We start from the raw sequence: 14,232 nt of genomic DNA on the forward strand, positions 1-14,232 counted from the left end.
CTTTACAATTAACCAAAATGAGTATTTGACTATGAAATATGTTTTTGATTTACACAAAACGATGCTGGCACACAACCTCATATTAGTATATGAGGGGGAGTTTACACAAGAAATCACCAAGTCTATTTTGGCCATGGCTGAGCGCAACATGGATGCCATTGGTGAGAGCTCCGGTGTAAAAAGAAAGGTGTTTAATGTAATGGTCGAGTGCTTGCAAAATATCGTGAAGCACGCCGAAGACCTCAACGAAAAAGGCGAAGACGGTTTGCGCAACAACGCTATTTTCTTGTTAGGCAAAAGCGTATCGCAGTACTTGATTACTTCGGGTAACCCCGTTCGCAACGAAGTGATAGAGTCCATATCCTCTAAGATAGACCAAGTCAACGCCCTGGATAAAGACGGTTTGAAGCAGTTGTATAAAGAGGTAATCAAAAAAGGCGAAATTTCTGAAAAAGGAGGAGCCGGGTTAGGATTTATCGACATGGCGCGTAAGTCAGGACAAAAACTCGAGTATTCGTTTGAGCCTATCAATGATGAGTTTTCTTTCTTCTCTTTGCAAATTACCGTTCCCCGGGAAGACTAATTCAATCTAACTTTTTATAATTTTGTAATCTACAAACTAACTGAAGGACATATGAACATCATCAGCTTAGAAGGAAAAGAGGATACCCCAAAAGTGATCTTGGATAAAGACAATGGCGTGTTTGAGATCTCGGGCCGTTCTCTCCCCGAAGATGCGCGCGAGTTCTATCGCCCCATTATCGAATGGCTGCAAGAGTATGCCTCGAACCCCAACCCCGAAACTGTATTTAACTTCAAACTTGAGTACTTTAATACAGCTTCTTCCAAGCTCTTGTTAGATGTGCTGCAGACTTTGGAAGGCATTCCCAATGCCAAGGTGATATGGTATCACTTCGAAGACGATGAAGACATGGAAGAAGCAGGAAAAGAGTTTGAAGACATGGTGGATGTAGAATTTGAATTTAGAATATTGGCAGACTAACGCTACTTTTCTGCTTAATGCTAAGTAGTGGGCTGCCGGGCAGCAGTATCGAACCAAAAGAAAGTCTATGAGTGAAAACGTATTAGAGGCTTTAGCAAAGTTGTTTGCCATTACAACAATGCAAGATGGAGGTGCCTCCCCAAAGGAGCGTGCTTATGTGGAGGACTATTTTCAACGCGTACTTGATAAAGCCTCGGTACCCAAGTATCTCCAAATCTATGAGCAGGTAGAGCGCGAGTTTCAGGAGAATATAGAACGTGCCCGGCAGAAAGAGATCGAAAAACTCAAAAAGAAAAAAGAAGGGGCACAAGTAGATGCTGCTGAAGTAGCCAAAGAGATAGAAGAAAGGGCTTTCATGCGTTTCTCGGTGCGTGCGTTAAAGATGTGCCGGGAAATCAACAACAACCTCGACCTTCAACAGAAGGTCTTTGCTTTAATTCGTATGCTTGAGCTGGTGGCCTGTGATAATAATCTCAGTGCCAGGCGAATGGAGGTGATTCGCACCGCTGCAGAATCACTCCAGCTGGAAGAATATTTTGGGCTGATCAAAGACTTCGTATTGGGAGAGCTGGAAGACCTCCTGATACACGAAGAAGTGCTCATTATAGCCTCCGATTTTTATCCTACCCATGAGCAATTGGCAAAGCACCTTTCGCCCGAAAAGGGCCTGAAAGGTGCTTTGGTCTTCTTACGCATCCCCGATGTAGATGTGTTCTTCTTGCGTTACCTCCCCGACAAAACAGGTGACTATGAAGTGGTTCGCCTTGATGCGGTGGAAATAGTGCCCAATGTCGTGGAAGTTTTTGCACGGGGAAGCATCATCCGTACACAGCTCGAAGTAGTCTATTATAGCGAGGTAGTAAGTGGCTTTATAGGCAAAAGCATCAAGCCCATTTCCTTTGAAGCCACAGATATTGAGTTCCGTTTCAAGAACGGCAACATCGGCGTGCGCAACATCAACCTGAAGGAGGGCGCCGGCCGCTTGATTGCCATCATGGGAGCCAGTGGAGCCGGGAAAACCACTTTGCTGAATGTGCTCTCCGGCTTGGAAAAGCCTTCCAAGGGGCAAGTGCTCCTCAATGGTGTGAACATTCACGACGAGCAAGACAAGCAGCGCATCGAGGGGGTGATTGGCTATGTGGCACAGGATGACCTGCTGATTGAAGAGCTGACCGTTTATCAAAACTTATACTACAGTACCAAACTTTGTTTTAAGGACCTGACCGAAAAGCAGCTGCACGAACGGGTGGTGGATACGCTTGCCAACTTGGGGCTGGAGCATATCAAAGACTTGAAAGTGGGGTCGGTCTTGGAAAAGACTATCAGTGGGGGGCAGCGCAAACGCTTGAATATTGCTTTGGAGCTCATTCGCGAACCTTCCGTGCTCTTTTTGGATGAACCCACTTCCGGGCTTTCGTCCCGTGATTCCGAGAACGTCATGGACTTGCTCAAAGAGCTTTCCTTGAAAGGAAAACTCATTTTTATAGTGATTCACCAGCCCTCATCCGAAATATTTAAGATGTTTGATAAGCTCCTGATTCTTGATACAGGAGGTTATCCTATTTACTATGGCAACCCCATTGAAGCCATCAGTTATTTCCGTCGCAAGGCGCAGTATCCGCGCGCCGATGAACCGGCTTGCGAGCGTTGCGCCAATACCAAGCCCGAGGAAATCTTTGATATTATAGAAGAGCGGATAGTAACCGAAAAAGGGGTATATACCAACAAACGCAAACGCACCCCCGAGCAATGGCACGAAGAGTACCTCAAAGAGTTTGGAGGCAAAACCGAGCTGGTAGAGCGAGTAACCGAACTGCCTCCCAAAGCTTTGGATTTGCCCAGTAAAATCAAACAGACGGCCATTCTGGCTACGCGCGATTTCTTGTCGAAAGTAACAAACCGCCAATATGTAGCCATCAACCTCTTGGAAGCGCCCTTGTTGGCTTTGTTGCTTTCCTTTGTGATTCGTTATCAGAATACACCGGAAGGGGAGTATGTCTATCGTTTCAATGACAACATACCTGCCTATATCCTCATTTGTGTGCTGGTAGCCCTTTTCATGGGCTTGACCGTCAGTGCCGAAGAGATTATCAAGGACCGTAAGATACGGAAGCGCGAAGCCTTTTTGAATATAAGCAAGCATAGTTATCTGCTTTCCAAAGTGTTGATACTGTTTACCTTGTCGGCAGTTCAAACACTTTCTTTTGTGCTTATAGGCAATGCCATCCTGGAAGTGCAAGGAATGACCTGGACCTACTGGTTGGTGCTCTTTTCCGTTTCTTGCTTTGCCAACATGCTGGGGTTGAATATATCCAACACCTTCAACTCGGTAGTAACCGTTTATATTACCATTCCGCTTTTGCTTATTCCCCAAATGATATTGAGTGGTATTATTTTCAATTTTAACAAGCTGAACACAGTAGTCAGTGAAAAAGGACGTGTGCCTCTTTTGGCAGATTTGATGGTATCGCGCTGGGGCTTTGAAGCCATTGCCGTGCGGCAGTTTAAAGATAACCCTTACGAGGCGCCTGTGTATGGCTTCGATAAAGAGGAAAGTATTGCCGACTACCGGCGCTCTTTTTGGTTGGAAGAGATGCGTGAGGTGCTGGGCGCGGCCGAAGATTTGCTGAAGCTGCCCAAAAGCGAAGCACGCGCTCCGTTGGAGGAAAAACTGACTCTTTTGGCTAAGGAATTGGAGCGGGAACAGCGTGCCGATGCGCGTTATCGCTATGCGCGGGAACACCGCCCCGAAACGCCCTATTACGAAAATCTTTTGCATGAGCTGACGCCCGAAAGGTTTTCTCGCAAAACGGTAGAGTATCTGGAAGAGTACTTCAACACCCTCGAAGAGTATTACAAAAAACGTTTCAACACAGCACGGCGTCAAAAAGAATTCTTTTTGTTTAATGTCGAAAGCCAAGGGGTAAACCTTGACTCACTGCGAGGACTGTTTTACAATGATGCTTTGGCCGATTTGGCTAAAAATGCCAATATGAAAGACAAGATAGAACTATATAAAGGCAAGTTTTTACAACACATGGATCCTATCTTCCAGGACCCTACTGATTATAAGCATGCCCTTGACTACCGTGCTCACTTTATGGCGCCTCGTAAACACTTCTTGGGACGCTACTTCGATACCTACTATTTCGATATAGCCGCTATATGGATATTGACGATTTTATTGTATTTTACACTTTATACAGACTTCTTTAACAAACTATCGTTGTCGAAGGGGTGGGAAATGGCTAAGTCTTTCAAAATAAATAAATAAATTGCTTGTAATAAATGCTAAATAATATGAAAAACACATCGTGGCTTTACCTCATCCTTTGTATTTTACTCTTCGGTGCTTGTGGTGAAAGCATCGAAGAAGATAAGGCATCCTCTGTCACAGCAATGCAGGATAGTTCAAAAAAAACAACTACCCGCTTATCACCGGAAGTTATCAAGGGCATCATTCAGTCAATTCCCAACCCTGTAGAGGTTGCTTTCTTGATTGAACAAGTGGCAGAATATGACCCTACACTGCTAAACTCGCCGGAAAACGTAAGCAAATACAATACGGACTACCGTCGCGCCTTGAACTTGGGCATTTACAGTACTGACTTGGGCTATGCCAACACCTATGGAAAAAGCCAAGACGTTATCAACTACCTTACGGCTATTCGCGACCTGGCAGCCGGATTGAACGTAGAGAAATATTTTGATTTTGAACATATTCGCAAACTGGCTGCTTATAAAGACAGCTTGGGCGTGTTGGTAATGGAATCGACCCGCAGCCTGGAGCGCATGAACGAAGCCCTTCAAAATGAGGGGCGTGCCGATATGACAGTGCTTATCTTAACCGGCGGTTGGTTGGAAGGGCTGTACCTGCTCTGCAATGTAGAGCGCGAACAACACAACGAAGAGCTGATGATTCGCATTGCCGAGCAAAAAATAGTGTTGGAACAGTTGTTGGTGCTGTTACGTAACTATGAAGACTTTAACCCCAAAATCAAACGTCTGCGCAGTCAGTTGGAAGAACTGGCTGAGCTTTATGAGCACGTAGAGGTGAAGTATGTGCCCGGTGAAGTGAAGCAAGTGGAAATAGACGGTGTTCTGACCATAGAGCAAGAGCAAAAAGCCGAAGTGCAATTTACACTGAATGATTTAAATGCTATATTGAACAAAGTTCGTGATATAAGAGATCAAATCGTTAACTAAACCAAAATTAGAACTGCCATGAAACGCTATGTTTTGTTATTCTTTTTGTTGATTGGAGGCGCTGCTTACGCACAGCAGTGCACACCGGAGGTAATGCGGGAGTACACGCGCAAGTGTGTGAACCAGTTGCGTCCGCGCGGATATACCTTCCTCAAGAGCTATCGCATCGATGCCAGCTCTAACAAGACGGTAGAGTACTCGTATATTTTCAACCGTGGACAAACCTATATGATCACCTTTGCCAATGAGTCAAACCCCAAAGAATTTTCGGGCATTTTATTTGAGTTGTTTGACAGCTCGCGCCGCAAGCTGATTGACAACTACAATCCTTCTTTAAAGCAGTACCGCACAGCCGTTGCCTTCCGGTGCAGTCAAACCGGCATTTACCACCTGAAGTTTACCTTTGAGCCTTCTGTGAAGGATTATTGCCTGGTAAGCGTAGTAGGCTTTAAGCGTTAATCCGGAGTTGCTTGACAACAATACTTTTCGAACAACTAAACAACTGCCAACCATGTTAAAAAAATATTTATCAATTGCACTGCTGCTGTCTATGGGTTTATTGGCCTCTTGTGGAGGCGGAGAAGCCGAACAACAAGAGGGTGAAGGTAACAGCCAAACTAATGGAACCACTGAAAATACAGTGAATGTAGAGGAAGCCCTTCAGAAGCTAAGCAATGATTTTACCTTATTACGTGCCATTCCCAGCCCCATCCAAATGACCTCTTTGGTGCAGGAGTCGGGGGCAAAGTATGACCCTGCCATCTTGCACGATGCCAACAAAGCCAAAAATTACGGCTCTGATTTTAAACGGGCACTGAATGTAGGCGTTTACAGTACTGACTTGGGGTTTGCTCATCTTTATGGTAAAAACCAAGACGCAATCGACTATTTGGTGGCCATCCGCGACTTGTCAACAGGCTTGAAAGTAGATTCTTACTTCGATTTTGAGCGCCTCAAGCAGTTGACCGAATCCAATGCCAGCATTGATGAACTCTTGGCAGAGACGCTTACCAGCCTGCAGACCATGAAGGATGGCTTGGAAAAAGAAAACCGGGGCGACATCACGGTATTGGTTGTAACCGGCGGCTGGGTGGAAGCGCTCTATCTGGGATGCCACGTGGCTGAAAATGCCAAAAACAAACAACAGCTGCTCGAGCATATTGCTGACCAAAAAGTATCGCTTGACAACATTGTAAAGCTGTTGGAAGATATTCAAGCGATTAACCCCGAGGCAAAAGCACTGTATGAAAAAGCAAAGCAGCTGCAAGATGCCTATGCCAATGTTTCCTTGAAAGTGGAAACAATATCGAAAGACACGGTCATTGACGGCGTGCCCACGGTAGTGCAAGAAGATCAGTCCGTAGAGTTAAACTTCACTGAACAAGATTTTCAAAAGATATACTCTATTGTAAAAGAAATGCGCCGGTTGATCGTTGAATAAAAGGATACCGGCAGGGCTTCTTTGGGTTTGTTTTGCTCCTCAAGGAAGCCCTTTTACCTAAAAAATGATGAATAATGAAACGGTGGTGCTTGTTTTTATCCTTTGCTTTCTTTTATCTGTTGGGGAGCGTCTCATCGGCTCGTGCTCAATGCGATACCGAGCCTTTTGTTCAAGAAGCACTTAACTTCTTGAAGGAAAAAAACTTCAATTTCCTTAAAAGTTACAAGATAGATGGCCAAAGGGGCACCAATAAGGAAATAGAATATTCTTATGTGTTCAGCACCGGCACCACTTATATGATTTTTGTAAACAACGGCAAAAAGAATGCAGAGGGGGTGATTGTGACGGTAGAAGATGCCGAGCGTAACGAAATAGCCAAAAGTTTTGTAGGCGATACCTACGTGCCCGCCGTGCAAATTATTTGCAACCGCACCGGCATCTATTATTTGCGCTTCACTTTGGTTGACAAAAGACATGATTGTGCGGCCGCAGTTCTTGGTTTCAAACGCTAAGCGTCATGCAGTATGAAATGCATACCCTTGGCGTGACACGCACCGCGCGTTTTTATACTTTAGGGCATGCCGGCGCCCATATCCGCCGCATATGGTGGTGTTTTCATGGCTATGGACAACTGGCTGCCGACTTCCTGACGCCCTTCTCTTGTCTCGATGACGGACAAACTCTGTTGATTGCCCCCGAAGGGCTTTCACGTTTTTACCTGAAATCAGGCGTGGGACAGGTAGGCGCTTCTTGGATGACCAAGGAAATGCGTGAAGCCGAGATTGCAGACTATTTAAATTACTTCCGGAAAATAGAGCAAGAGGTGTATGCCTCTTGGGAACATCCATTCGAAATGCATTTGCTGGGGTTCTCGCAGGGCTGTGCCACAGTATGCCGCTGGCTGTTACACAGCCGCTTTACACCTTCGAAACTTATCTTGTGGGGAGGTGTTTTCCCGCATGACTGGGATTTTGAAAAAGCGGCGGAGCGTCTGCGGGGTGTGCCTGTTTATTTTGTTCTTGGAAAAGAGGACCGCTTCATTACCCCTGAACAGTTACTATCTTTTATAGATATGCATAAAAAATACGGCTTCGATATGAAGCCGCTGTTTTATGAAGGTGGACACGAAGTAAAAGAAAGTGTGCTTGCCACCTTGGTTTAGTCTATTTCTATTTCTACCTCCTCTGTGAGTGGATGGCCTACACAAGTGAGGACATAGCCTTCTTCAATCTCTTGTTCGGTGAGGGCGTCTTTCACTTCCAGCTCTACTTTGCCTTTCTTAAGCTTGCCCATGCAGGTTGTGCAGATGCCACTTTGGCAAGAATGGGGCAAGTCAATTCCCTTATCCAAAGCTACGTCTAAGATGGTGCGCCCCTTGGGAACTTCAAACTCATAAGTTTCGCGGTCAAAGTGCACAATTACCCGGCTGATTTCCGGTTGTGTATTGCCGGCAGTGGCATCTGTCTTACTTTTATCGGTCGATGAAGTAAATACTTCTTTGTGCAACTCCTTGCCCAACTGCAAGGCATCATATCCTTTCTGTATTTGTTCCATCATGCCGGAAGGACCACACATCCAGTGACTTATAGGTTCGCCGGCTTGCAACAAAGGACGAAGCAGTTCTTGTACGCGTTCGGGCGAGAGCAGGCCGGTGAGACCTTGCCACCCTTCGGGGGCTTGTTCCAAAATATGGGTAATATGCAAACGGCCGGCATGTTCTTTTTGCAATTCTTTCAAATCTTCATAAAACATAATGCTTGCTTCGTCCCGGTTGGCATAGAACAAAGAAACTTTGCCCTCCGGATTGGCCTGCAATACCGACTTGATGATGGACATCATGGGGGTGATGCCGCTGCCGCCTGCCCATAGTACATAATGTTCGGCGTGTGGGGGCGTGATGGTAGGGGTGAAGCGTCCCGAAGGCTGCTGCGACACAATGACCATACCTTCTTGGGCATGGTCGTTCAGATAATTGGAAACAATCCCACCTTTGACCCGCTTAATGCCTACTTTGGGTAGCTCTCCGGTATAGGGAGAGCTGCAAATAGAGTAGGAACGTTGATATTCTTTCCCTTCTATGTTTAGTATAAAAGTAAGGAACTGCCCTGCCTGATAGCTCAAAGCGCCTTCGCCGGGTTGTTCAAAAGTGATTTCGATGGCATCGGGCGTGAGTTTTCTGACTCCTTTTATAGTTAAAGAAAGGGTTTTCATAGACTTATTTTCTTTTTTAAATATTTAACCAATACGTTGCTTTTATAACCAATGCCCGGTTCTTTTGTTGCAGTTCATTGGCGAAATAGTTGTCGGTATATACCACAAAAATATCAGAAACCGGCTTAAAGCGCCACTGAAGGCGCGCATTGATATTTACATTGTCGATTTGGTTGTTGTATTGTACAAAAGTAGTTAAAAAGAGCTTACGGGTAAACGAAAGGTCGATGCGGGGACCCAATAATATCAACTCTGCCGAATTATAAGGTTGTGGCAGCAAAATCCGTATATAGTTGCCCGACAGGCTGATGCTTCCGAAAGGCTGAAAGCGGTAGTTTACAGAGCCTTGAATCCCCAGCAGATGACCATTGTAATACTGCCCGTAGTTGATGCCACCATCTAAATTGAACAGCTTTCTTCTGTCAGTGTTGAAGTTGAATTCGGCACTGTAAGTGGTGTACTCGCTTCCTTCGGGCAGTTCCAAGCCACCGGTATTGGTGGGGTCAAACGAAAAGAAAAGACGCACATAATTGCGCCGCACTGTCAGGTTAAGTCCGGCCGTGTTTTGCAGAACGGCTTCATAGCGAAGCTGACTGAAGCGGTCGGTAGAGGTACCGAGGCTGTCCCAGTAAAAGCTATTGTAGAAAAAGATATTGTGCCGGGCAATATGTTTACTTTTTTTGGGAAAAATGGTGTAGCGTGCAAAAGGCTCTAAGCGAAAATGGCCATTGCGTGGCACGTAGCCGGTGCTGGGTTTGTAGTTTCCGCCCACCCATTCATGATTCCAAGCCACAAAAAAGGTAGGCTTGTTGTAAGCCAAGTAAGCGGCATGGGCAAATTGCCCGGGCAGGTTTTCAGGTGTGAATAGTTGATGATAAAAAAACTTGCCTTGCCAGGTGTTGTCGGCAGAGGCAAGGTTGTAGTCCAAGCCTACTACCCGGTTATATTGGTTGCTATTGAACGTGAAATCCTGTTGCTCGGTAGAGGTAGTTTGTTCATTCACAAACACGGCAGCGATATTTGAACGGGTAAATACACGGCGCTGCACCGCCGCTACGGTATAATTCTTGCCTACAATGCCCCGGTTTTCATCGGGGCTCGTTTGCATGTTCAGGAGCCCCACCCGCCAGTCGCGATTCACCTTGCCGCTCAAGCGGGCGCCGTATAAAATGGGGGTTTGCACAATCAGTCCGGTGACGGTGTCGCGGGCAATACCTATACGCCGTGAAAAGAAAGGACGTATGCGGGAAAATCCGAAGTTGGCAAAGAGGTCAGCATTTTCAAGAAAAAACTGTCTTCGTTCAGGAAAGAATATCTCGAAGCGGTCAAGGTTAGTTACTTGCCGATCGACCTCCACTTGTGAGAAGTCGGGGTTAAAGGTGAGGTCCAGGTTTAAAGATGCACTGAGAGCTACTTTGAGATCTGCCCCGGCATTGCCTTTATACACAGCACCGGTCGTGTCTTGCGTGAAATCTTCGTTGTAGCTACCTGTAAGATAGGGAATTGCCACAATATTGGACTTGGGCTTGCGCAGTGGGGTTTCAAACCGGAGGATGCCGGTATAAGCCAATGAGGAAATAGAAAAATTGCGTGGCACCGGCACCCAGCTTGAACGCTCAAAGTGGGCCAGGTCGCCGCGCAAAAAATTGGCTTTCCATTCAGTGCTTCCATTCTTGAAACGAATGGACTTGAAGGGAATCGCCATTTCTACCACCCAGTAGTCTGTCTGACGGCTCACCTCGGCAAACCATTTGTTATCCCAAGCTTCATCGGTGCCGCGGTTGCCACCGTCGGCAATCAGTCCTTCACGTTGCACCCCATAAGGGTTTACCCCGAACTGAAAGCCGTTGGTGCCATCTTGAAAAGTATCGAAGTTCACAAGAAAAAAATCATTGTTCCATGGGCTAAAATCCCGGCGTAAGGAAGAGACTACAATTTCATCCGGAGACTGTCCGTAACAAATGGCACCTATATAGATGTAATCTTCGTCATAAAGCACACGTACTTCGGTTTGCGCATTGGCAGCGGAGCTGTCGTAGGGGAAATTTTGCCAAAAATGATTCGCCACCGCTGCTTGTTGCCATACGGGCTCGTCGAGCAGCCCGTCTATTTTTATGCTGCCGGGCGAAACCTTACGGGCAAGTAACTCATGATTTTCTTGCTTTTGTGCATAGCCTATGGCACAACCTACGCTACACACCATAAGACATAGTGTAAAAAAACGGTACAACATCATTCCTTTCATAATTTTTTAAAGGTGAAGTAAAGACAGGCTGGTTTGCACTAAACAAACGTGTGAACCGAATGGAAAGTATGGAGGTGGGGGTGGTTGCCCGGGTCAGCTATGTAATAATTCGGCTACTTGTGCACCTACCTCTGTGCCAATGGCAACCCCCATGCCATTTAGTGCCACCCCCACAGCTATGGAAGGCGATATTTTTTTTACAATGGGCTGACGGTTGGGAGTAAAAGCCATGATGCCTGCCCATGCATAGTCTATCTCAAACGGAATGCCCGGCAGAATCATGTCTTTCAGCTGCTGGACCAAATGGTTGTAAATGAAAGGCGTGGGGGTAAGCTCAGTAGTGCTTTCGCCTTCAAAATCCAAGTTTCGCCCGCCACCAAAAAGCACTCTGCCGTCTATGTCGCGGAAGTAATAATAGCCCGCATCGAAATGGAAGATACCGCTAAAGGGGAGTTGCTTGAGGGGGCGGGTAATAAGCACTTGTCCACGACCGGGGGTAACGGGCAGCTGGGGCAATAATTGGCGGCAGAATGCATTGGTGCACACAGCCACACGAGGCGCTTCAAAGCTGAAGGGCGCCGGGCTATGAGCTTGCTTTACCTGTACTCTTACCCGCTCATCATCTTCTTCTATGTGCACTACTTCGGCACCGCTAAGCACAGTTACGCCCAACTGCTGCACATAGGCAAGCAAAGCGCGGCTAAGCAGGCCGGTATTGATTTTTCCTTCAAAGGCATTGTAAAGCAGATGAGGAACGCCCCGAAAACCAAAGGCAGGCAGCCGGTCATCGGCTAACCGAAACACATCTTGACCAAAGATGCTTTGCAACAAACGGTTGACATAAGGCATATGCTCCAGGGCATGAAGATGCGCGGGCAGCAGCAGCTCATACCCACCGCAGCTTTCGTACCCTATTTTATCATCGCCTAAACGCCGGCGTAGCTTTTGTAACCCCTGCCAGCGGCGTTCCACGGTTTGCAGGCAGATGTTTTCGTCATTATGTTGAAGGTCGGCCAGCAGCTCGGTAAGGCTACCAAAGCAGGCAAACCCCGCATTTTTGGTGCTTGCCCCCGTAGGAAGCAGGCCGCGCTCCAATACCAAAATACGGGCAGTTGTATGGGTTTCGGCTAAAGATGCGGCACAGGAGAGCCCTACCAGTCCGCCGCCTACAATAATATAATCGAAACTACTCCAGTACTGTCTTTCCCAGTAGCTATTGCTGCTTGTTTGCATGGCTTGTCAATAGTTTGAGGTTCCATCATTAAAAGAGACAACAAAAGAAAACGCAAAAGAGTGGGGTTTATTTTAGGCTTTTCTATTGTTTTTGTGTTTTTTCTTAAAATTTTGCTAACTTACGCCCCTAAAACGGAGGCAACTTTTGCACCTTGTTACACAATTTCAGAAACAAAAAAACCTGCAGCAATGCCGCAGGCCTTTTTCTGATGCTTATTAAAATCGATTAAAAAAATCGTTGAATATCTTAAAGGAGCAGAGTTGCCCCGTTTTATTTTTCATTTCCATAAAAAGCCCGGATGTATTGCCGAACTTCCTGCCACATGGCTTTCACCTTGTCTTGTTCTTCTTCAAAAAACACCTCCAAGCCTTTTAGTGCTTTGATGCTTTCCAGCATTGATGGTACTGAATATACCATAAATTTCGTGCCATTCTGCTCTTTTGTTACATTGTTTTTACCGGTTTCTTGCAAAAGAGCCAGAAATAAAAGCGCAAATTGCTGAAAGAGAACAGGTACCTGCATGGCAAGTCCCGCTGCTTCGATGCGTTGCTGCAGATGATACAGCGTGTTTAACTGCCCGTTTGCCCATTCCATAATGGCTTGTGACAATAGAGAAGCTGGTTGGCTGGCGTCTGCAGCAGTCAGGTTTTCTTCCATCAGCTTACCCATACTCAAACACCTATCGATAATTTGCAGATAGGCATCTTCCCACTCTTTCCACAATTGCTCTTGTATGGGTGATTGCATGCTTATGCGCGCTCGCTTATCGATTGCAAAGATAGTAAATCTTCAATGATTGCAAGTGAAAATTATAGCATTTTTTTGTTTGCCGGGGCCTCTATTTTACCTGTATGCTTGCTTAAATTGTACAAAATATAGTTTTGTTTGCCGGCTATATCTTGTATGAAACACGTGTATATTAACAGTCTATTCTGTTTTTTTGCTTATCTTGAAATAAGATTCTGAAAAGACTGCTCAAACCCCCACCTTGTCCCTTTTTTTGGGGTCTCTGTTGTTCTGGCTGTGCTCTTCTATATATTGCACTATTTTACTTGCTATATCTACACCCGTAGCTTTTTCTATACCCTCCAAACCGGGCGACGAATTGACCTCTATAACCAAGGGGCCCCGTTCGGAGCGTAACATATCGACCCCGGCGATTTGTAGTCCCAAAGCTTTCACTGCTTTGATGGCGGTTTCTTTTTCTTTCCGGCTTAGCTTGACTGCTTCGCCTTTGCCGCCCCGGTGCAAATTGGAACGGAAATCGCCCCCCTCGCTTTGCCGCTTCATGGCGGCTATTACTTTGCCGCCCACAACGAATGCCCGGATGTCGCTGCCTTTCGATTCTTTGATAAATTCCTGCACCAAAATTTCGGCGTCCAGTCCGTAAAAAGCCTCCAACACAGAGCGGGCTGCGGTCTTGGTTTCTGCCAACACTACGCCCAAGCCCTGAGTGCCTTCCAGCAACTTGATGATAAGCGGGGGACCGCCTACCTGCTTGATGAGGTAGTCGATATCGCTGGGGTATTTGGCGAAGGCGGTGCGCGGAATGCCTACACCCGATTTTGCGAGGATTTGAAGGCTACGCAGCTTGTCGCGTGAGCGTATAAGCGCCAGCGAGCCGCAGGTGGTAAACACCTTTTGCATTTCAAACTGGCGAATGACAGCCGCACCATAGGCAGTAACCGAGGCGCCTATGCGGGGAATGATGGCATCTACATTTTCTATACGATGGTCGCCCACAAATACATCGGCCGTATCGTCATCCATCACCATGTAGCACTTGGTGTGATTGATGAGCAGCGGCTCATGCCCACGCTGCCGGATAGCCTCCAAGAGCCGGGCAGTGGAATAAAGTTGTTTGTTGCGTGAAAGAACGGCTATGCGCATAG

13 protein-coding genes are annotated in these 14,232 nt (G+C 46.5%); 8 read left to right on the forward strand and 5 right to left on the reverse strand.

What is annotated here, in order from left to right:
* Positions 1–31: 31 nt before the first annotated feature.
* From K384_RS12065 to K384_RS12100, 8 genes are all read left to right on the forward strand, one after another.
* Positions 32–583 (forward strand): SiaB family protein kinase, encoded by a 552-nt coding sequence (locus K384_RS12065; RefSeq protein ID WP_038032740.1) that lies wholly within the window; start codon positions 32–34, stop codon positions 581–583.
* A 51-nt stretch (positions 584–634) separates the two neighbouring features.
* On the forward strand, positions 635–1,003 hold the full coding sequence (locus K384_RS12070) for a DUF1987 domain-containing protein (RefSeq protein ID WP_038032741.1): 369 nt from the start codon (positions 635–637) through the stop codon (positions 1,001–1,003).
* A gap of 67 nt (positions 1,004–1,070) precedes the next feature.
* Positions 1,071–4,277: an ATP-binding cassette domain-containing protein gene (locus K384_RS12075; RefSeq protein ID WP_051633375.1), complete on the forward strand. Its 3,207-nt coding sequence runs from the start codon at positions 1,071–1,073 to the stop codon at positions 4,275–4,277.
* 26 nt (positions 4,278–4,303) lie between these two features.
* Positions 4,304–5,209: a hypothetical protein gene (locus tag K384_RS12080; RefSeq protein ID WP_051633376.1), complete on the forward strand. Its 906-nt coding sequence runs from the start codon at positions 4,304–4,306 to the stop codon at positions 5,207–5,209.
* Between the two features lie 18 nt (positions 5,210–5,227).
* On the forward strand, positions 5,228–5,668 hold the full coding sequence (locus tag K384_RS12085) for a hypothetical protein (protein WP_038032742.1): 441 nt from the start codon (positions 5,228–5,230) through the stop codon (positions 5,666–5,668).
* A 52-nt stretch (positions 5,669–5,720) separates the two neighbouring features.
* Entirely contained in the window at positions 5,721–6,650 is a 930-nt protein-coding gene (locus K384_RS12090; protein WP_038032743.1) for a hypothetical protein, read from the forward strand.
* A 74-nt stretch (positions 6,651–6,724) separates the two neighbouring features.
* Positions 6,725–7,162, forward strand: a complete 438-nt coding sequence (locus tag K384_RS12095; protein WP_038032744.1) for a hypothetical protein — start codon at positions 6,725–6,727, stop codon at positions 7,160–7,162.
* Positions 7,163–7,167: 5 nt separating this feature from the next.
* Positions 7,168–7,812, forward strand: coding sequence for an alpha/beta hydrolase (locus K384_RS12100; protein WP_038032745.1), 645 nt, complete (start codon positions 7,168–7,170; stop codon positions 7,810–7,812).
* Here the strand turns inward: K384_RS12100 and K384_RS12105 are convergent.
* From K384_RS12105 to rimK, 5 genes are all read right to left on the reverse strand, one after another.
* Complete coding sequence (locus tag K384_RS12105) at positions 7,809–8,861, reverse strand: ferredoxin--NADP reductase (RefSeq protein ID WP_038032746.1); 1,053 nt, start codon at positions 8,859–8,861, stop codon at positions 7,809–7,811. The genes K384_RS12100 and K384_RS12105 overlap by 4 nt on opposite strands.
* A gap of 16 nt (positions 8,862–8,877) precedes the next feature.
* A complete protein-coding gene (locus K384_RS12110; protein ID WP_211245255.1) occupies positions 8,878–11,106 on the reverse strand; it encodes a DUF5916 domain-containing protein in 2,229 nt (742 codons plus the stop codon).
* 93 nt (positions 11,107–11,199) lie between these two features.
* Positions 11,200–12,339 carry an NAD(P)/FAD-dependent oxidoreductase gene (locus K384_RS12115; protein WP_038032747.1) on the reverse strand — a complete coding sequence of 380 codons (1,140 nt, stop codon included), beginning with the start codon at positions 12,337–12,339 and terminating at the stop codon, positions 11,200–11,202.
* Positions 12,340–12,610: 271 nt separating this feature from the next.
* Positions 12,611–13,087, reverse strand: a complete 477-nt coding sequence (locus K384_RS12120; protein WP_038032748.1) for a hypothetical protein — start codon at positions 13,085–13,087, stop codon at positions 12,611–12,613.
* A 228-nt stretch (positions 13,088–13,315) separates the two neighbouring features.
* Positions 13,316–14,230 carry a 30S ribosomal protein S6--L-glutamate ligase gene (gene rimK / locus K384_RS12125; protein ID WP_038032749.1) on the reverse strand — a complete coding sequence of 305 codons (915 nt, stop codon included), beginning with the start codon at positions 14,228–14,230 and terminating at the stop codon, positions 13,316–13,318.
* Between the last annotated feature and the right edge of the window lie 2 nt (positions 14,231–14,232).

The organism is Thermonema rossianum DSM 10300 (assembly GCF_000426825.1).
GTDB lineage: Bacteria > Bacteroidota > Bacteroidia > Cytophagales > Thermonemataceae > Thermonema > Thermonema rossianum.